Source organism: Ectobacillus sp. OTK, from assembly GCF_059698935.1.
Genome location: NZ_AP048547.1, coordinates 1,184,845 through 1,204,062, shown reverse-complemented (window position 1 = coordinate 1,204,062; position 19,218 = coordinate 1,184,845). Strand labels below are relative to the sequence as shown.

The 19,218-nt window shown below is 40.7% G+C and carries 15 protein-coding genes and 1 pseudogene; 4 read left to right on the top strand and 12 right to left on the bottom strand.

What is annotated here, in order from left to right; translation table 11 throughout:
• Positions 1-25: 25 nt before the first annotated feature.
• The 6 genes from AC6HZ4_RS05925 to AC6HZ4_RS05900 all read right to left on the bottom strand — a co-directional run bounded on the left by AC6HZ4_RS05925 (position 26) and on the right by AC6HZ4_RS05900 (position 8,042).
• Positions 26-1,009, bottom strand: coding sequence for a sugar ABC transporter substrate-binding protein (locus AC6HZ4_RS05925; RefSeq protein WP_497494059.1), 984 nt, complete (start codon positions 1,007-1,009; stop codon positions 26-28).
• Between the two features lie 410 nt (positions 1,010-1,419).
• Positions 1,420-2,418: a LacI family DNA-binding transcriptional regulator gene (locus AC6HZ4_RS05920; protein ID WP_497494058.1), complete on the bottom strand. Its 999-nt coding sequence runs from the start codon at positions 2,416-2,418 to the stop codon at positions 1,420-1,422.
• 691 nt (positions 2,419-3,109) lie between these two features.
• The gene (locus tag AC6HZ4_RS05915; protein ID WP_497494057.1) at positions 3,110-3,823 is read right to left on the bottom strand and encodes a GntR family transcriptional regulator; all 714 of its coding nucleotides are present in this window, start codon (positions 3,821-3,823) and stop codon (positions 3,110-3,112) included.
• A gap of 368 nt (positions 3,824-4,191) precedes the next feature.
• Complete coding sequence (locus AC6HZ4_RS05910; RefSeq protein WP_497494056.1) at positions 4,192-5,244, bottom strand: LacI family DNA-binding transcriptional regulator; 1,053 nt, start codon at positions 5,242-5,244, stop codon at positions 4,192-4,194.
• Positions 5,245-5,483: 239 nt separating this feature from the next.
• On the bottom strand, positions 5,484-7,028 hold the full coding sequence (locus AC6HZ4_RS05905) for an alpha-amylase family glycosyl hydrolase (RefSeq protein ID WP_497494055.1): 1,545 nt from the start codon (positions 7,026-7,028) through the stop codon (positions 5,484-5,486).
• Between the two features lie 153 nt (positions 7,029-7,181).
• Positions 7,182-8,042, bottom strand: coding sequence for a helix-turn-helix transcriptional regulator (locus tag AC6HZ4_RS05900; RefSeq protein WP_497494054.1), 861 nt, complete (start codon positions 8,040-8,042; stop codon positions 7,182-7,184).
• Between the two features lie 384 nt (positions 8,043-8,426).
• On the opposite strand from AC6HZ4_RS05900, the gene AC6HZ4_RS05895 reads away from it, so the two are divergent.
• Both AC6HZ4_RS05895 and AC6HZ4_RS05890 read left to right on the top strand, forming a co-directional pair.
• Entirely contained in the window at positions 8,427-9,650 is a 1,224-nt protein-coding gene (locus AC6HZ4_RS05895; RefSeq protein ID WP_497495611.1) for an ammonium transporter, read from the top strand.
• A gap of 15 nt (positions 9,651-9,665) precedes the next feature.
• Positions 9,666-10,028, top strand: a complete 363-nt coding sequence (locus AC6HZ4_RS05890) for a P-II family nitrogen regulator (protein WP_497494053.1) — start codon at positions 9,666-9,668, stop codon at positions 10,026-10,028.
• Between the two features lie 88 nt (positions 10,029-10,116).
• Here the strand turns inward: AC6HZ4_RS05890 and AC6HZ4_RS05885 are convergent, their stop codons facing one another.
• The 4 genes from AC6HZ4_RS05885 to asnB form a co-directional block, all read right to left on the bottom strand.
• Positions 10,117-11,220, bottom strand: a complete 1,104-nt coding sequence (locus tag AC6HZ4_RS05885) for a GerAB/ArcD/ProY family transporter (RefSeq protein ID WP_497494052.1) — start codon at positions 11,218-11,220, stop codon at positions 10,117-10,119.
• Between the two features lie 72 nt (positions 11,221-11,292).
• Positions 11,293-12,504: a Ger(x)C family spore germination protein gene (locus tag AC6HZ4_RS05880; protein ID WP_497494051.1), complete on the bottom strand. Its 1,212-nt coding sequence runs from the start codon at positions 12,502-12,504 to the stop codon at positions 11,293-11,295.
• An 18-nt stretch (positions 12,505-12,522) separates the two neighbouring features.
• The gene (locus AC6HZ4_RS05875; protein WP_497494050.1) at positions 12,523-14,097 is read right to left on the bottom strand and encodes a spore germination protein; all 1,575 of its coding nucleotides are present in this window, start codon (positions 14,095-14,097) and stop codon (positions 12,523-12,525) included.
• Positions 14,098-14,416: 319 nt separating this feature from the next.
• Positions 14,417-16,264, bottom strand: a complete 1,848-nt coding sequence (asnB, locus tag AC6HZ4_RS05870) for an asparagine synthase (glutamine-hydrolyzing) (RefSeq protein ID WP_497494049.1) — start codon at positions 16,262-16,264, stop codon at positions 14,417-14,419.
• A 141-nt stretch (positions 16,265-16,405) separates the two neighbouring features.
• Here asnB and AC6HZ4_RS05865 point away from each other — a divergent pair, with 141 nt between their 5' ends.
• Entirely contained in the window at positions 16,406-16,957 is a 552-nt protein-coding gene (locus tag AC6HZ4_RS05865) for a DUF2777 family protein (RefSeq protein WP_497494048.1), read from the top strand.
• 42 nt (positions 16,958-16,999) lie between these two features.
• Here the strand turns inward: AC6HZ4_RS05865 and AC6HZ4_RS05860 are convergent, their stop codons facing one another.
• Positions 17,000-17,371 carry a YisL family protein gene (locus tag AC6HZ4_RS05860; RefSeq protein ID WP_497494047.1) on the bottom strand — a complete coding sequence of 124 codons (372 nt, stop codon included), beginning with the start codon at positions 17,369-17,371 and terminating at the stop codon, positions 17,000-17,002.
• A 151-nt stretch (positions 17,372-17,522) separates the two neighbouring features.
• Between AC6HZ4_RS05860 and AC6HZ4_RS05855 the strand changes: the two genes are divergently transcribed.
• A complete protein-coding gene (locus AC6HZ4_RS05855; RefSeq protein ID WP_497494046.1) occupies positions 17,523-18,713 on the top strand; it encodes an ornithine--oxo-acid transaminase in 1,191 nt (396 codons plus the stop codon).
• A 254-nt stretch (positions 18,714-18,967) separates the two neighbouring features.
• Here AC6HZ4_RS05855 and pgoN read toward each other — a convergent pair.
• Positions 18,968-19,172 (bottom strand): annotated as a pseudogene (gene pgoN, locus AC6HZ4_RS05850) (glyoxal/methylglyoxal reductase); the annotation flags it as partial.
• Positions 19,173-19,218 lie beyond the last annotated feature (46 nt).

Below are 19,218 nucleotides of genomic sequence, written 5' to 3'. Positions count from 1 at the left end.
CTCAGCGGTCCCCCCTCATGTTATATTAGTTGCTTCCTGCGTTTTTCCACTTCTCGATGAATGTGTCAACATTCTCTTGTGTGATTAATTCAAATGGTACCCATACATGCTTGTCTGCTAATTTTTCACCTTTTACAGCTTGAATAGCTGTTTCAACCGCTTTGCTGCCTTGGCCCATTGGATCTTGGAAAGCAGAAACTTTTAATTTACCAGATTTTACATACTCTAATGCATCTGGTGTACCGTCAATACCAGCTACGATTACATCATTTAATTTACCAGCAGCTTCTAATGCCATAATTGCTCCAATTGCCATTTCATCATTATTTGCTACAACTGCATTGATTTTATCGCCAGATTGAATCCAGTTTTCCATTAATTTCATACCTTCAGAACGCTGCCAGTTCCCTGTAGCTTCACGTACAACTTTCATTTCCGGGTTTTTCTTAACTACGTTTTTATTACCTTCTGTTCTCTTAATCTGTGCTTCTGCACCAAGCTCACCAGTCATGATTGCAACGTTTCCTTTACCGCCTAACATTTCAGCAACCTTTTCCATTTGCATTGTTCCACTTTGGATCGACTCAGAGCCTACAAACGCGTAAATCTTCTTCATATCCTTTTCGCTTGGCATACGGTTTACAACAACTACAGGGATGTTTGCATCCTTTGCTGCATCTAACATTGGACCTACTGCACTTGTGTCAACAGGGTTAATAATGATTGCATCTACGCCTTGTGTGATAAATGTTTCAACTTGGGAAAGCTGTTTACCAGAGTCATTTTTCGCATCAACCATCTTTAACTCAACATCGTTATCTTTAGCGGATGCCTTCATTGCATCATATAGGTAAGACAACCATTTATCATCAAATACTGGCATAGCTGCACCGATTACAAGTTTCCCTTTCTTCTCGCCGGAAGTAGATGAGGAAGAGCAAGCAGCCATAAATGAAGCTAGTATAACGATTAAAGATACAAGCAACATAAGTCTTTTACGAATTGCCATTAGAAATCCCCCTAATTATTTAGTTTCTAAAATAAAGCGCTTTCGTTTTCAAGTTTAATAAAACGTAATCTGTAAAAAAATGAAAAAAATGTAAGTTTAATAGCTAAACCTATCTGAAGTTTAAAATCTGTAAAGATATTTTTATATGTTTCTTAGACTCTTGTTTATTTGTGTATCATATTTTTGTAGAGGTTAAATACATATACGAACTGTAGGGAGGGCTTATCTGTTGTGTGTATGTTCTTAGGTGTAAAGGTTGTCCCTAAATGTGGTGCAATCTTAAATCACAGTAAAGTAAGCATTTCCTTGTAATCGATTGCATTTCATTGTAATCGATTACATTTTGTTGCAATCGATTGCATCTTATGAGTAAGGTAAATACTTCGAAATGAAAATACGGGATTTCTGTCTTAATCCGGACAGAAATCAGTCGATTTTCGGATAATCAGCTGCGGCAGTACAAGAATACGCTGTTTCGCCTTGCTTTTCCCTTCAATTTCCTCTATTAACAAATCCACAGCCTGAGAGCACATGTCTTCAAGACCTTGCTCAACTGTTGTTAGAGGAGGGTCACAGCTTTTAGATAATAATGTGTTATCAAAGCCGGTAATCGAAAGATCCTTTGGAAGGTCTAAGCCTTTTTCGCGCGCAGCGAGAATTGCACTAATTGCCAGCACATCATTGCAAGCAATAATAGCAGTAGGCCGGTTAGGACGATCCAATAATTCTTTTGTCAAGGATTGGCCATGCTCCACACTTGAATCACTGACCACAATCAGATCTTCATGCACTTCCAAGCCGTTCTCTTGAAAAGCCTGCTTATATCCATTAATACGCGCCTGACTGCTTGTAGCATCCTCGGCAAGCACTGCAACTCTTGTATGCCCCAAGGAAACTAGGTGAGAAGCTACTTGATATCCCCCGACGACATTATCAATATTAATGCTGTTTACCGCCAGTTGAGGATGCGATTCAGAAAGGAGCAGAACAGGGACATTATCGTTCACTAAATCCGCAATAACCCGCCTGTTATTAAAAGCACTAGCTAATATAAATCCATCAACGCTTTTCTGTCTTAATAATGACACGGAGCGTTCTTCCTTTTCTGGATTTAAATCCGTGCTGCAAATTACAAGGCTAAATCCAAATTCATGTGCTCGATCTTCCACTCTGCGCGCCATTTCTGCAACAAAAGGGTTTGCTAGGTCTGGTAATAACAATCCAATAGTAGAGGTTCGTTTTCCTGTTAAGGCTGAAGCAAGAACGCTCGGTCTATAATTAAGCTCCTGCATAACCTTTAAAACCTTTTGTTTTGATTTTTTCCCGACTTGCTGGTCATTCATGACCTTTGAAACAGTAGATATGGAGACACCTGCTTTTTCTGCCACATCATAGATAGTTGTTTTCATTTTATACACTTCTTTCTATCATGCAGTCTACCCGTTACATTACCTTACAAAAGCGCTTTCGTCAATTCAATTACTTTCCTAATTGTGCTTTCTCTTTCGAAAACGCTTTACTTCCCGCTATTAAAATGACTCTAGCTCTTATCATTAAATCGAGGAGATTGGTTACTCATCCTGTAAGATAAGATTTTGTTGCAGCAATGGTAAGGGGCTTAGAACTATCATTTGGAGTTCGCAGTTCTCGTGACATCCTCGCTTTTGGACGTTTGCCCCGCGCACCTGGCCGACTCCTTGAGATAGGATTTCAGCATGACAATAGCGAGCCTTTTAAAATGAAAAACCACAAATTGTGCTCCTTTGTATCCTAACTAAACACACCCTTTCCCTTCATAATTCAGACAATGTAAAACGCTTTATTTCTTACCATCAACATTCCTAAAGCGCTTTACATTTTTGATTATATATCATGTGTAAAACGCTTTCAATACCTTTATCGATAAATTTTAACAAAAAATATTCATTTTTTTGTCAATTATGCACAAATTTCAGCCAGATTTCTTTTTACAACTCTTCGTACATTATATAAACCGCTTTCTAAAACGATATAAAAAGGCATGGATTCACTCATGTGATATCCATGCCTTTTTATAAAAGCAAAAAACTATTCTCTTTGGTGCAATCCAGCTCCCGCGCGTTACCGTTTCACAGAGTAGGAGGTAAACTCAAACTTATCAAAACGGTGCCGGCTAAAGGAATACTCAAAGGCTGTTCCATTATGTAAGTAAGCAACCTGCTCAACCTCCAAGACAGGATCATTCCCCCGACATCGTAAATACTGCTGATCGAGTTCATTCGGCCGGTCAGCACGAATCACCTTTTGAGAACTAGCAATCTTCAGTCCGAGCTCCTTTTGAATATACTCATAAACAGACCCTTTCAATACATCTTCATTAATCCCTGTAATAATAAGAGCCGGCATGTACATTTTTTCAATTACATATGGTTCTCCATTAATCTTCCGAACGCGAATAATGTTGTATACAAGGTTGTTTGGGGCTAAATTCAAATGCTGCTGCACATCTTGGCCCGCAATTTCAATTGAAAATGAAACAATCTCACTTTCCACTTGATCATTCACAACACTAGCTGATAATCCTTCAAGACTCCTGCTATCCAAATTCAACCTTCCATTTCGCAGCACTGATTTCATAATGAAGGTGCCGTGCCCTCGCTTTCGATATACAAGACCATCTAGCACAAGCTGCTCCAAAGCCTTTTTCATCGTCATACGGCTGCAGCCGAATTCCTTGCATAATGTCATTTCCTCTGGAAGCGGCTCTTTATCACTATAGCCCCCGTTTTTAATTCGGCTTCGTATTTCATCCGCAATTGCTTGGTATTTCTTCAAAATACATTTCACCACGATTTCCTTTTGATCCTTCTTATTATATCACTTTTTCAATTGCGAATAACCCTCTGTCCCAGTACCTGTTAATGTTCCGATCCTGTCAGGCGATTGTCTCTTCAATTATATCAGCAGCCAGCACTATCTTCTCTTTCATAAAGCATTGGATAGCTAAAATTTAAATCCACCATAACAGAAAGCACGTTTGTTGCATTTATGAGATAAAAGGCGTTTTTTGTAAGTAAGAAAAAAACGGACACCAAGGTCCGCTTTTTCTTTCTTATTTACCTTTTTCGTGAGTACAAGCGATCGTATTTCTACATATCACGATCAAGATCCATCTCTTACCCGCCCAGAGAAGAGGAGATCTTTTATAATTTCGTTAAAGCACACATAGCATTTGTTGAATATTCCTTACAGGATTGCCGTTTGATAATTTTATACGGAACAATGATGCTCTTTGGCGACAGCTCCGGCGATTCAATCTTTTCCACTAAGCTTTTTGCAGCTTCATAGCCGAGCTGAAAGATACGCACATCCACAGATGTTAACGGCGGACAAGAAATTTCGGAAAAAATAACATTGTTAAAGCTTGCAACCGAGATATGGTCCGGAACATTATACCCTTTTTCTGCCAAGGAGCTTAAAACACCAAGCGCCATTAAATCGTCGGTAACAATAATTGCACTTGGAGGCCGCTCCAAGGAGAGAAGCTGCTCTACCGCCTGCTCTCCTCCTTCACGCAAAAACTCCATGTAGACGATATATTCATCCGACACAGGAAGATCAGCCAGTTTTAATGCTTCTTTAAAACCGGCAAGACGCTCCTTCGTGACCATTAAATCTGGACTTCCCCCAATAAACGCCAAGCGTTTATGACCGAGAGAAATCAAATACTCTGTAAGTTCACGTCCGGCCAAGTAGTTATCGTTATCTATATATGTTACTTCCTCAGTAGAATGATGCGGCTTACCAATTAGCACAAAAGGAAATTGCTGCTCAATTAAGTATTGAATAACAGGATCATCAATACGTGAATATAATAAAACAATGCCATCCACTCGTCTTCCCTGCACCATCTTTACAACACCTTCATAAATCTCCTGCTCTGTTTCTCCTGTTGACATATAAAGAGAGTAGCCCTTTATGTGGGAAAAAGAGCTGATTCCCCGTATAACCTCCGGAAAAAACGGATTTTGAAATGCTTTCCCAGCTGAACTCGGCATAACGAGACCAATTGCCTGCGTCGTTTGATTTGCAAGGCTGCGTGCATTCATATTCGGATGGTAGCCAAGCTCATCCATAATTTTACGAACACGTCTTTTCGTTTTTTCACTTATACGGGAACTGTCGGCAATGACGCGAGATACTGTAGATGGTGCGACATTAGCTTTTTTCGCCACATCCTTAATCGTAACAGCCATTCACACCATCCTTTCTTGTTTTTTGTTTCACACTTTAAAAAAGTATAAATTTCTAGCTAGAAGCTAATTCGACGTAGTAGGAAATTTTAGGAACAAAGTGTAAGTGCAACTACACCTCTGCCTTCGCCTAACGGCTCGTCAATCGGCGAGTTTTCTTTATTATATCATTAATACTGCAACTTCTTATCCCTTCCCATGAGAAAATCCGTATTTTTTAATGTTTTTATGCTATTTTCATGTTAGGAATGCTTCCGTCTTCTGCTTACAAGGATTAGAAAAATCGTAAACAATACATATACACCGGCCATCGTAGCGATAAATGAAATATTAAGCCCTGTTTTCTTCGCAAGCGCATACACATTTGTCGTTTCACGATCTAATACAAGGTAGTATCCATCCTTTGCAGGACGAACGATGTCCTCCTCCATTAATCCGCGCAGCTCCTTATTTACATCTAGCTGCTCTGGTGTAAGATGAACCTTTTGTGTCTTTGTCGTATTATTGATAGCAACGATGACCGTTTCTTCTTGATACTTCCGCTTGAATACGCTCATCCCATCCTTGTCATACAACATTTCAAATGTACCGCGGCGCAGCGATGGGAGCTGCTGACGCAATTCACCAAGCTTACTAATATATTTCAAAAAATTATCATCAGTTTTAAAATCCATTAAACGGCGATTATCAGGAGGGTCCCCGCCATCAAGCGCGATTTCTGTTCCATAGTACATGATAGGAATGCCTGGCGATGTGAACAGATAGGCTAACGCTAAACGCAGGCGCGCTGGCGGATATTGCTTTTCCTCCAAAGCCGCCCGCGTAAACCGTTTTGTATTTTGACTATCAAGAAAGTTGCCAAGCAGATATGGCTGCTGATACAACCTTTGATCATTCATCCAATTCTTGTATAATTCATTCGGAGATTGCCCCGGCTTGCTAAACACATTTGTCATTTCCGTGTAGGACGGAGTGTTTACAAAGCTGTCTATCCCCGCTTTCTGATATACCGCAATATCACTTACAGCCTCATCAGCCATATTACCAATAAAGAAAAAGTCCTTCTTTACTGCTTTTATCTCGCGGACGAAATCACTCCAAAAGTCCTTCGGTACATACTGCATCCCATCTAGGCGGAAACCGTCAATATCCGTTTGCTGAATCCACCATTTCGCATTATTGATGAGGAATTGCCGCACCTCTTCGTTTTCTAGATTTAAAGATGGCAGCCCATGCAGCGAGCCATCTTCTATTTGCATTTGGTCGTTCCGGTTAGAAATCTTCTGTTCTTGATGATACCACCCTTGCTTTGCTGCATCAAGAAGCCACGGATGCTTGTTTCCAATATGACTCACAACAAACTCAAGAATGACCTTCATATCGCGCTGATGCGCCTCTTTCACCAGTTCTTTCATATCCTCCATGGAACCAAAATGCTCTTCTACCTTGTAGAAGTCCTTAGTCCAATAACCATGATAACCGCCTTCCTCATTATCAACAACAGGGGTGAGCCAAATCGCAGTAAAGCCCATATCTTGAATATAATCAAGCCGCTTTGTAATTCCTTGCAAATCCCCGCCATTGTAAGCTTTTAAATTAGTTGTGTTTATATCCTTATCATTCTTGGCATCCCCATTGTTAAACCGGTCGACCATAATGAAATAGATCGATTCATCCTGCCAGCTTCTCTCTTCTTTTTCACCGGCTGCTTGTACACAAGAAGAAAACAGCCCATAAAAAAGAAGAAACGGGATTAGCACTAGTGTTGTAATCACCTGTTTGCACATCTCCGTTCCCCCTCTCGCTACTCTTATCCTTTTCCTTCTGCGGCTTATAAGACCGAAAATGAAATCTTTTACAATGATAAGAATAGTATAACAATTGCAGAAACAATCCGCACAAAATTCTCCGCGAATTTTGTCAATTTCTTATCTATGTCTCTATCTTACAATGTCCCTTTGCATCATTCTCCGATATTCCTGAGGGCTAATCCCTTCTTGTTTACGAAACAATCTCGAAAAGTACATCTCATCCTGAATGCCGACCTGTCGGGAAATTGTTTTTACCTTTTCTGTTGTCGCCGCCAGCAGCTGCTTTGCTTTTTGCAACCTTACTTCATTTAAATATTGGAGCGGACTTACCCCCATCGTTTTTTGCATACAACGCGTTAAATAATCTACATGATAATGAAGCTCGCGAGCGATGTCAGTCATCTTAAGCGGCTGATCATAATAACGCTGAATATACGCTACTGTTTGCTCGCATACCTTTTCAGCTGCGCTCGGAATTGCGAGCGCTTCCTTTTGAAGGAAAATAAGCACCTGATAAAAGTACAGCGGCTGCTTGAGCTTCTCCTCCATAGAAACAGCACCATCCATTTCGGCAAGTGCTTCTAACATACGCTCTGCTAATTCTCTATTTTGGACATGTCCATATTGCGGAATTTGCAGTAAAAAAGAAGCGGGCTCCGTGAAGGTTTCCTCCTTTTGCAGCACGTCTGTCCACTGCAGCTGCACCGCAGCACGAAAGGAAAATTCCGCCGCAAAATGAAACCAGTATACATCTGTATCCTCCCTGCACGGCTGATAACCGAAATGTTCACGATGCGGCGCAAGAATGAGATATTCCCCCTCGGATACCTCGTATTGCTGATCCTCCTCCTGGATATATAGCTTTCCCTTTCGTACGTACAAACAATCAATGACCGCAAATGTACGGCGAAAATGCTTTTTCCCTTTCCGAAACGTCCCCTTTCCCGCCTTAATGAAGATAGGAAATGGAGGAATTTGAAATGCTATCATATTCATCTCATCACCTGATAAACCCTTTTATCAATTTATATTTCTTTCTATTATAAGGCTCCGCCCTTGAACTTAGTATCATTTACACACCATTTTTATCACTAATGAACCAACGAGAAAATCCCTATCTCTATAAATATCCATGCACCCATAATGAAATCGCTGCCATGTTAGATTTTATTACAAAATAATTCAGATTTTCATCTAAACTTAAAAGTTATTTGAATTTTTTATTGAATTCCCTCTTGTCATTTCTCTAAAAATTGAATATAGTATAAAACATAACATGCAATGTAATAAAAACTGACACAAGGAGCAGCTACTCTACAGTCAAAGCTCCTCTTGTTACAAATTCATGAAATGGGGGAATTACAAATGGAAGGCATCAACATGGGAGATACGGTATTTCTGTTTCTAGCTACAGTAATGGTAATGCTAATGACACCAGGACTTGCACTGTTTTACGGGGGAATGGTACGGAGCAAAAACGTACTTAGCACAACAATGCATAGCTACTCAGCGATGGCAATCGTATCCGTTCAATGGATTCTAATCGGCTATTCACTATCTTTCGGTTCGAGCTGGAACGGCTTGATCGGCAGTCTGGATTGGATTGGTCTAAAAGGAGTTACATTTGAACCAAATGCTGATTACAGCGCAACAATTCCACATAACCTGTTTATGATGTTTCAGATGATGTTCGCAATTCTTACACCAGCGTTAATTTCTGGGGCATTCGCAGAGCGTATGAGATTTTCCGCATTCGTTGTCTTTATGCTTCTTTGGACGACACTCGTGTACGATCCAGTTGCACACTGGGTATGGGGCGTAGGCGGCTGGTTAAGAGAGCTCGGCGCACTTGACTTTGCGGGCGGAAACGTTGTTCATATTACGTCTGGTGTATCTGGTCTCGTTCTTGCTATTATGCTTGGAAAAAGAAAGGATGCAGCTTCAACAGCTCCTCACCATTTACCATTCACAGTCTTAGGGGCAGGGTTATTATGGTTTGGTTGGTTCGGCTTTAACGTCGGCAGTGCTTTAACTTTAAACGATGTTGCATTAACCGCATTTATTAATACAAATACTGCAGCGGCAATGGCTGCTATCGGTTGGGTTGTATGCGAATGGATTATTAGTAAGAAACCGACTGTTCTTGGTGCGGTAAGCGGTGCTGTCTCTGGTCTTGTTGCCATTACACCGGCTTGTGGATTTGTAACACCTCTAGCTTCTATTCTAATTGGATTAATCGGAGGAGCAATCTGCTATTTCGCAGTATTCTTCCTCAAACGTAAGCTCGGCTATGACGATGCGCTTGATGCATTTGGCTGCCATGGTATCGGCGGAACATGGGGCGGAATTGCTACAGGACTATTCGCAACAACATCTGTGAATGAAGCTGGTGCAAACGGATTATTCTATGGTGATGCTGCTTTATTAGGAAAACAACTTATCGCAATTTGCTCAACCTATGCCTTTGCTGCAATTGCTACCTTCTTAATCGTGAAAGTAATCGGACTATTTATGTCAGTACGTGCTAACGAAGAAGAAGAGTCACTCGGTCTTGACATTACGATGCACGGCGAAAAAGCTTATCACGAAAGCTTATAGGAGGAGAATGCGCATATGAGCCAAAAACTAACGAAAATCGAGATTATTACACGCCCAACGAAGTTCGATGAATTCAAAGAAGAATTATCTAAAATTGGGGTAAGCGGCCTGACTGTTAGCAACGTATTAGGCTGCGGCCTGCAAAAGGGGTTTACAGAAGTATATCGAGGCGTAAAGCGTACGTTTAATATGCATGAACGCATTAAGATTGAAATTGTAGTCGCAAAGGTACCTGTTCAGGATGTAATCGATACGGCACAGCGTGTATTAAGAACCGGAAAACCTGGCGATGGTAAAATTTTCGTGTATGAGCTATCGAATGCGATTAAAATTCGCACGGGTGAAGAAGGCTACGACGCACTGCAAAACGAGGGGTAAAGAAAAGCCGCGGAATTCCGCGGTTTTTTTATTTGAAGATAAATTTTCTTTAGTCAAAGGAAGGGTGTTCTCGCCTATTTTTGATAAACTAAGTCACGGTTTGTTTTCTCTTTCTTATCCAAGAAACGATAAGCAAAAAGAGCGGGAATACAATTTGCATCGGGGTAAGGAGATATAGAGGAAATATTCTCAGTCCAATATATAGATGTTGGACTGTATTGCTAGCCATTAGAATGGAATCTCCAAAAACAATAAGACTTATGACTATAATCACATAGCCTTTTTTCTTTACGTTAAATATATCTGCAACTCCTATTAGAGCAGCGTAGAAGAAGATAGCAATTTTAAAAAATACACAAATAATGAGAACTGAGATGGCGATCGCATCCAGTCGCTGCAAAAAGTTCAGTACATTAACTTTTTGCGCTAATTTCAGTAAGGGAAAAACACTAGTTGAAGCTATGTATGGACCTAATGCAGCAATTTCCAAACCTACAGTAAAACTAAGCACTATTCCAGCTAAAAGAATTGCAGTTCCGCCTGCCTTTCGAACTGCTTTAGATTGTTTTAAGTAAGGAAACAGCATAGTGAACACAACTGCTTCTCCAAATGGAACATTAACAGTAATAGGGAGTATCTCTGTTAAAGCATCCTTCCATTTTATTTGAAATAAAGGGAGAAAACGCTTTAACTGTATTGCATGTTCGGTTAAAAAGATAAAAGCGGTTCCAAGTATCCCTAATATAAAAACAATAAAAAAGAAAACCTCTCCTGCTCTTGCCAAAGGTTCAATTCCTCCAGAAACAGCGTAAGCAACTAAAATTATAATGACTACTCCGACTGTTATAGTAGAAGAGTGAGGCAGTATAGAAACAATGATTAGCTCCATAAGATCCCGTACATCTCTGGCAGCAGTATTTATAAACAATAAAGTATACAAAATAGCCAGCGGGTATCCTATGTATGGTCCCAAAACCCGCAAAATGTACGTTGTGAGGGGGAGACTATCGTTTACTCGGTAAAGTGCAGCATACACAAAAAACAAAATGAGCCCAATTGCAGTACTTAAGAGAATGATCCACCAGGCGTCCTGCTTTGCGGACATTCCCACTCCTACTACAACAGCAGTCCCTAATTCGAATAAGAATAGCAAAGTGAATAGCTGAAACGGACCTATTTTTTGTTTCCTCATGCATCAGTCACCCCAAATATAGAAGCTATGTATAGTACATAAAAACAAAAAGAATGCGGACATTCCATTCATTTATTTGATATCGTCTATGAAAGACCTTCCAATTTTTCCTGTTCGTTGAATAGTTACATCAACATCGATATCTACTGGCAAATGAGCGAATATTTGATCCCAATCCTCTTTCATGGTGTTCCAGGCCTTTGGGTACGTACCCTGAATGCTGTTTCCAAATCCAAAGATATCTGCTTGATACTTTCTTTGTACAGTTTGCACAGCCGCTTTTGCATGGTGTTTAATTGTTTGTTCTGTTTGTGTTTCAGCCAAGAAAATTGTTCTTGGATTTGTAAGATCACTGCCTTTACAATCAATTTCTGATATTCTTCCCTTTACTCGTATTTGAACTTGTATTTTAGGCTTTCCCTTTTCCATCATACCTTTTATTTTCGATTGTGATTTTGTTACGACAACTGCCATCCTGCCTTTTTTCTTTGGACACGCAATCGTTTCTCCTGTCTGAAATACATTATCAATCACATAATTATAGCCGCTGCTTTCCTCCTCATTGAGCCACCCAATCAGCTTATCTTTTTTAAACACAGCTAGTCCTACATACTTAAAAACGGAATCTCTACGGATTTGTTGGATATTTTTCATTTCATTGGCTTTTTCTAATTTCTCTTTCTCTGTTTTGTGTGTAATTGTAATCCCTGTTAACACAGTATCCTTTCCTTCACTTACTAAATCAGATATAAGTTTATCAATCGTAACTGTTGTTAAAGGCGCCCATATCTTTTCAGACGATATCAATGATTTGAACATGTTGCCTACGGGAATTTTATCAATAGGTGTTGTGATTTGTAATAATTGATGCGCTTCAATCCCTTTTGCTACTATAATTAAAAAATCAGAACGAAAATCGGGAGTTCTAAAAAATGCATCTATTATTTTGCCGATTCCTTGTGAAGCTACCTTTTCATTAATCACAAGCATTTGCATGTGTGAAACATACGCTCTGCGAGGAGACTTCACAGAAACTCTTCGCAGCGCCTCTAGAATAGTTTCTCCCTTTTCTTTATATAGTGTTACAGGAGCGGCACCGCTTTTTTGGGAGGATACTTCTCCTGGGTCAACAACCTGTAAAGATACGAGATACTTACTCCCCTGCTTATCTATAGCGATGCCTGAGACAATCGCTAATTCGTTTAGCTCTCTTCGACTTCCGCACCCAGTTGTCAAACTGAGGAGAAGCGAAATCATTACACACATTGCTATTAACTGTTTCACGATTCCCTCTCCCGTTCTTTATTCTTGTTGATTCGAATCAGAGGCTTGTTGACGTTTTTGATTTTTGCGCACAGTAGATTGCGGGCGTGAAAGCAAACGATTTTGAGGCATTCTTATTAGCGCATCCTTCTGGTCAGACAGCAGTAACGGAGCAAAGGGGCTCATATAGGGCACTCCGAATGACTGCAAACGGCATAAATGAAGCACAAGCGCAATAATGCCTACTGTAATGCCAAATAACCCCAAAGATGCAGAAAGCAATATAAAGGCAAAACGCAGCATCCGTATTGGAATAGCCATATGAAACGAAGGAAAGGCGAAGCTTGAGATGGCTGTCATGGATACGACAATTACCATGGCCGGTGAAGAAAGGCCTGCTTCTACTGCCGCTTGTCCAATTACCAATGCGCCCACGATAGAAACTGCTGAACCTACAGATTTCGGCAGGCGTATGCCTGCTTCCCTTAAAATTTCCAAGGTGATTTCCATCAACAAAGCTTCTATGAAAGCAGGAAATGGCACACCTTCACGTTGCGCTGCCAAACTATAGAGAAGGGCTACTGGAAGCATTTCTTGATGATATGTTGTTACAGCAATATAAAGGGAAGGGGCCAACAAAGCAATAAAGAGGCTGAGAATGCGAAGAAGGCGGGTAAAGGTTGCGAAATCTGCACGTTGATAATAGTCTTCAGCCGTTTGATAAAACTGATTAAATAGGGCTGGAACCACTAATACAAAGGGAGTTCCATCCACTATAACAGCAACTCTTCCTTCCAGCAAAGCCGCCGCAACGACATCAGGCCGTTCCGTATGATGCACTGTCGGAAACGGTGTATATGTTTTATCCTGAATAAATTCTTCAATATACCCGCTTTCCAAAATACTGTCGGTATCAATTTTATCTAATCTAAACTTCAATTCCTTTAGAATCTCCTCATTCACAATTCCTTGCATATACATAATTGCAATATCCGTTTTAGTCAACCGCCCGATTTTCTTACTTTCTACCCAAAGATGCGGATGTTTGATTTTACGGCGAATCATAGCCGTATTAGTGCGTAACGATTCTGTAAACCCTTCTTTCGGCCCTCGCACAGTTCCTTCTGTTTCTGGTTCAGACACACTCCTTGCTTCGAATCCTTGCAGCCCGACTGCAAATCCTTGAGCAAACCCATTTACCAAAACAATAGTATCCCCTGAGAGAATCTTATCAAACAGGCTTTCAAAATCATGTATATCCTCAATGTCCGTAACTGTAAGAATCGAGCTTTTTACTGTTTCTAGAATACGTGTAGAAGCCAATCGTAATTCTAAATTATCTACCATTAAAGATTCCATAATAAATTTGTGCACGGATTCTGTATCAACTAATCCTTCTACATAAAGGATCGCAATTTCTATACTTTCGTTTTCTCCAATTTTAATCTTCCGAACAAGAATATCATCGCTGTCTCCAAAGACTCCTTTAATTGTTTGTATATTTTGTCTCAAACTAGTATGTAAATTCTTAATTTCTTCAGGATGTTGAGATGAAAAATGTATAGAGGAGCTATTAGTTAAAAGGGTGCGGAACATTTTTTTAATCAGGTTCATAAAGGTAACCTCACTTATAGTCAATGCATGATTAGACTTTGTGAAAATTATTTGTAATATAGAGAGCATATATACACTGACATGAATGATAGCCAGCCTTCTAAATCACAACGATCGACTAGAAACCACATTGAATTTCCTCGAAAAAGCTAATGCTTTCTTCTAAAGAAAACTCGCCGATTGGCGAGCCGTTAGGCAAAGACAGAAGCGTAGTTGCACTTACACTTTATTCCTAAAGTTTCCTACTACGTCGAATTAACTCCTAGCTGGAAACTTATATGTTCTTAAAGTGAAAAAAAGACAGCCAAATTAGGCTGCCCTAGTTTTTAATATTGATATTATAATGCTCGAACCAAACATGAATTTGCGCAAGGTGCGCTAATAGCTGCGGTCCGGTCATGAGCTGTCCAAACCATGGCGTAGTAAATGCTTTTCCTTCTGTTGCAATCAGCTCATCAAGCTGCTCACGATTAAAGAATTCGTGCAGCATTGAACTTTTATTCTGTAAAATATTAGACAGCCACGCTGTTACAGCCTTTGTGTAATACGGATTGTGCGTTTTTGGGTATGGACTTTTCTTACGATACAGAACGTCCTCTGGAAGCACCCCTTCCAGCGCTTTTCGGAGCAATCCTTTTTCACGGTTACCATGCATTTTCATTTCCCATGGAATGTTCCAAACGTACTCCACAAGACGGTGATCTGCAAATGGCACGCGCACCTCTAAGCTCGCGCCCATACTCATCCGATCCTTCCGATCAAGCAGCGTTGTCATAAACCAAATCATATTTAAGTAGAACAATTGTCTGCGCTGCGCTTCCAGCTCGCTCTCCCCGTAAAGCTCCGGTGTCTCACGTACTGTTTCATCGTAACGCTGCTGCACATATTCCCTAAGGCGGAGTTTCTCGCGCCACGATTGCTTCAGCAGCTGCTCCCGCAGTTCTGTTGAACGCATCCATGGGAAGTTGCTTGATTGTAAATCGTCAGTTCGATAAAACCATGGATAACCCCCAAAAATTTCATCGGCACATTCCCCTGACAAGCTCACTACAAAGTTTTGTTTAATTTCGCGACAAAACCATAATAAGGAGGAATCAATATCAGCCATACCCGGTAAATCCCTCACAATGACAGCTTCTGTTAAATGCGCAGCAAGCTGTTCATTTGAAATGACGCAGCGGTGATGAGTCGTATTGAAGGTTTCAGACATTAAACGAATCCAATACTCATCGGAATTTGGCTGAAATGTGTTTGCCTGAAAATATTTATCATTATCTTCATAGTCAATTGAGTAGGTATGCAAGTTCCCCTTTCCTTCACGCTCATACGCCATTGCTGCAAAGGCTGTAATGGCACTTGAATCCACACCGCCCGATAAAAATGTACATAACGGCACATCGGATACAAGCTGGCGCGTAATCGCATCCTCGAGCAGGAATCGTACTTTTCCTACCGTTTCATCAAAGCTATCGGTATGCTCCGCGCTCTTAACATTCCAATAGCGCCATATCTTTAAACCGTTTTTTGTAAATGTTAGAGCGTGAGCTGGACGCAATTCGTTAATACCTGCAAATACACCATGACCCGGGGAACGTGACGGACCGAGTCCGAATACTTCTGCCAAACCTTCATGTGTAATTTCCACCTTTACATCCGGATGCGCCAAAATAGCTTTTAGCTCGGATCCAAACAATAGGCGGGCACCGTCCTGCTTGTAAAATAACGGCTTAACACCTAAACGGTCGCGGGCAATAAATAGCTTTTCTTCTGCCGCATCCCATACAGAAAATGCAAAAATGCCATTTAAGTACTCAACGCATCGCTCTTTCCATTCTATATAACACTTTAGCAGCACCTCTGTGTCAGAATGCCCCGCGAATGTATAGCCTTTTTGCAGCAGTTCCTTACGCAAATCCTCCGTATTATACAGCTCGCCGTTATAACAAATCGTATAAAGCTCTTCTTCCTTCACTCTTGTCATTGGCTGCTTGCCGCCCTCTGGGTCCACAACTACAAGACGCTTATGTCCAAAGGCTGCATGCGTCGCCGTCCATACATTCGTATCGTCCGGCCCACGCTTCGAGAGTGTTTGCGCCATCTTTCCAACCGTTTCCCTTTCCATAAGAAGAGAACGAGAAAAGTCAGTCCATCCCGTAATTCCACACATTGCGCTCATCCTTTCCTTCTGAGAATTCAACAGCAATTTGGTTCATTGTATGCCTATTTTGAGAGTTAGGTGCATCGCCTTGTTATAAATGCAGCGGGAACTGTCTATAACAATGACAGAAGCTCAATAAGGAGGATTTTCATGAAACACCGCTATCACATCATGCGAAACCAGCCGCGCTCCTATACAGTTGGAAATATTGAGTATATTAACAAAGAGTGGATATTTTTTGATGAAGAAAGCGACGAGGCCTCTCTTTTATGGGATATTGTAGAAGATGATTTTGAGGTGCTGTACAACAATCATTGGCTTCCAGCGCGATTTTATGAAAATGATATACTTAAAATTGAAAACGAACCGTATCCGCTTGAAAACGGAGAGACGGTCCGCATTCGCAAAAAACTGCAAGCAGGTTATGAGGAATGGTTAAAGGAGCTATCAGATTCTTCTTTCTCCACCCTCGCGGAAGCTTTAGAGCAATTCGATTATTCCCTGTATGATTGTATTTACTGCCATAACATTTTATTCTTCCAACCAATCTCCGCGCCGCGACAGGGCGTGAACTTTATTGTATATGACAATGGAGAATATGTTTGCTCGCTGCATCATCGCTACATTCGCGATGGAGAAACGAGAAAGGATACATTTGAATTGACAAGGGCAGACGGCCAAACGTATAAAACAGATTGCTGAAAAAGAAGAGGGCGCAACCTATGCGCCCTCTTCTTTTCTATGTTATGCAAATGGATGAAACCCAAGCGGTAATCTTAAGCCTAAATATAAAACAACTAAAAGCGCAATAACAAACTGGATCCAGCCAGCCTTCGGATCTTTTCGTTTATTTGTACGAATCAATACAATTTCCATAGCACCGATAACCCAAATGCCGATCAGCATTTTGATGCCATACCACATATGCATATCGCTTGTCGCTGTTTTCATAATGCTTTGATACAATAAAAAGCCTGTGATAACAATAATAATATACAAAAGACGAACGATCATATGTACCATTTTTGCCTTAGAATTGCCGCTGCGATACATCGCGGAGGCAACAAAGAACAAAATGATGCCAAGAGCCCATGCTGTAATGTGAGCGTGTGTCATAGCAAAAAACCTCTCCTTTTTCCTCAATTTTTCCTAACTTTTATCATACCATGTTTTAACGGGATTAGAGAAATAATTCGTTTTTTCGCCATCAAAGGTTATAATATGTAAACAATTTCCAATTTTACCCTAAACAAAGGGGGAGCAGATTATGAGAAAAACAGAGGAATTGATTGAGCTAACGAAAGCATACGGCGCACATAACTATCATCCGCTTCCGATCGTCATTTCAAAAGCGGAAGGCGTATGGGTAGAGGATCCTGAAGGAAATCGTTATATGGATATGCTAAGCGCCTACTCTGCTGTCAACCAAGGTCACCGTCATCCGTGCATTATTGAAGCACTCATCAATCAAGCGAATCGCGTTACGCTCACTTCTCGCGCCTTTCATAACGACCAACTCGGGCCGTGGTATAAAACGGTCGCGAAGATAACAAATAAGGAAATGATACTGCCGATGAATACGGGAGCTGAAGCAGTTGAAACAGCTGTAAAGGCAGCTCGTCGCTGGGCTTACGATATTAAACAAGTAGAAGAGAATAAGGCGGAGATCATCGTCTGTACGGACAACTTCCATGGCAGAACCATGACAGCTGTATCTATGTCATCTAATCCCGACTACAAACGCGGCTTCGGTCCCATGCTGCCGGGCATTATAGTTATTCCATACGGTGATGTAGACGCATTAAGAAAAGCGATCACAAAACATACAGCTGCTCTGATTATCGAACCTATTCAAGGAGAAGCTGGCATTATCATTCCGCCGGATGGTTTTCTGAAACAAGCATTTGTTATTTGTCAGGAACAAAATGTATTATTTATCGCAGACGAAATCCAAACGGGGCTTGGACGTACAGGAAAAATGTTTGCATGCGATTGGGAGGATGTCATTCCACATATGTATATTCTTGGAAAAGCATTAGGCGGAGGTGTATTTCCTATATCATGCGTAGCAGCAAACCGTGATATTTTAGGAGTGTTCAATCCTGGGTCGCACGGCTCAACGTTTGGCGGCAATCCTCTTGCCTGTGCCGTATCCATTGCCGCTCTTGATGTAATCATTAAGGAAAAGCTTGCGGAGCGCTCATTGCGTCTCGGTGAAAAGCTGCTGACTAGACTGCAAGCGATCCAAAATCCGATGATAAAAGAGGTTCGCGGCAGAGGATTATTTATCGGCATTGAGTTGCATGAGCCGGCACGTCCGTATTGCAAGCGTTTAAAAACTGAAGGGCTGCTTTGCAAAGAAACACATGAGTGCGTTCTTCGCATTGCCCCGCCGCTTATTATTTCAGAGGAAGAATTAGATTGGGCCTTTACGAGAATAGAATCGGTTCTTTCTTAAAATATAAAGACATAAACTATGTCAATATCCTTAATATAGTTTATCAGCTTGCCGAGAAACCACAAGGGTTTCTCGGCAAGCTCAGTAGTTGTCAAGAATTGCTCTTGACAACTACTCATACCTACACTTTAGTTATTAAAACCAACTTCAAAGTTATCTGAATCAGGACCTATACGCTCCTCTTTGTTTAATCCATTAATTTTCTCCATATCGTCTGCAGATAATTCAAAATCAAAAATATTTGCATTTTCAATGATTCGTTGCTCTTTAATCGCTTGTCCCACACCTTCTTCATTTTTATAAATGGCTGCTGTATCAATACTTCGGTATCCATGTTTAATCGCTGCCTTGACAGATTCGATGACTTCTGAGCCTTCTTGAACTTGAAACACCTAATCCAACCCACGGCATTTCTACACCATTATGTAGTATTGTCGTATCCTGTAAAGTTTTCAACATCTTTTTTCCTTCTAAAATAGCATTCTTATATTGATAAATATTCACT

Excerpts from the sequence above, each read along its gene's own strand:
- AC6HZ4_RS05875 (WP_497494050.1), bottom strand. The coding sequence starts at position 14,097 with ATGAACCTGATTAAAAAAATGTTCCGCACCCTTTTAACTAATAGCTCC.
- AC6HZ4_RS05885 (WP_497494052.1), bottom strand. The coding sequence starts at position 11,220 with ATGAGGAAACAAAAAATAGGTCCGTTTCAGCTATTCACTTTGCTATTC.
- AC6HZ4_RS05920 (WP_497494058.1), bottom strand. The coding sequence starts at position 2,418 with ATGAAAACAACTATCTATGATGTGGCAGAAAAAGCAGGTGTCTCCATA.
- AC6HZ4_RS05905 (WP_497494055.1), bottom strand. The coding sequence starts at position 7,028 with ATGTGCAAACAGGTGATTACAACACTAGTGCTAATCCCGTTTCTTCTT.
- asnB (WP_497494049.1), bottom strand. The coding sequence starts at position 16,264 with ATGTGTGGAATTACGGGATGGACTGACTTTTCTCGTTCTCTTCTTATG.
- AC6HZ4_RS05865 (WP_497494048.1), top strand. The coding sequence starts at position 16,406 with ATGAAACACCGCTATCACATCATGCGAAACCAGCCGCGCTCCTATACA.
- AC6HZ4_RS05890 (WP_497494053.1), top strand. The coding sequence starts at position 9,666 with ATGAGCCAAAAACTAACGAAAATCGAGATTATTACACGCCCAACGAAG.
- AC6HZ4_RS05925 (WP_497494059.1), bottom strand. The coding sequence starts at position 1,009 with ATGGCAATTCGTAAAAGACTTATGTTGCTTGTATCTTTAATCGTTATA.
- AC6HZ4_RS05855 (WP_497494046.1), top strand. The coding sequence starts at position 17,523 with ATGAGAAAAACAGAGGAATTGATTGAGCTAACGAAAGCATACGGCGCA.
- AC6HZ4_RS05860 (WP_497494047.1), bottom strand. The coding sequence starts at position 17,371 with ATGACACACGCTCACATTACAGCATGGGCTCTTGGCATCATTTTGTTC.
- AC6HZ4_RS05910 (WP_497494056.1), bottom strand. The coding sequence starts at position 5,244 with ATGGCTGTTACGATTAAGGATGTGGCGAAAAAAGCTAATGTCGCACCA.
- AC6HZ4_RS05900 (WP_497494054.1), bottom strand. The coding sequence starts at position 8,042 with ATGATAGCATTTCAAATTCCTCCATTTCCTATCTTCATTAAGGCGGGA.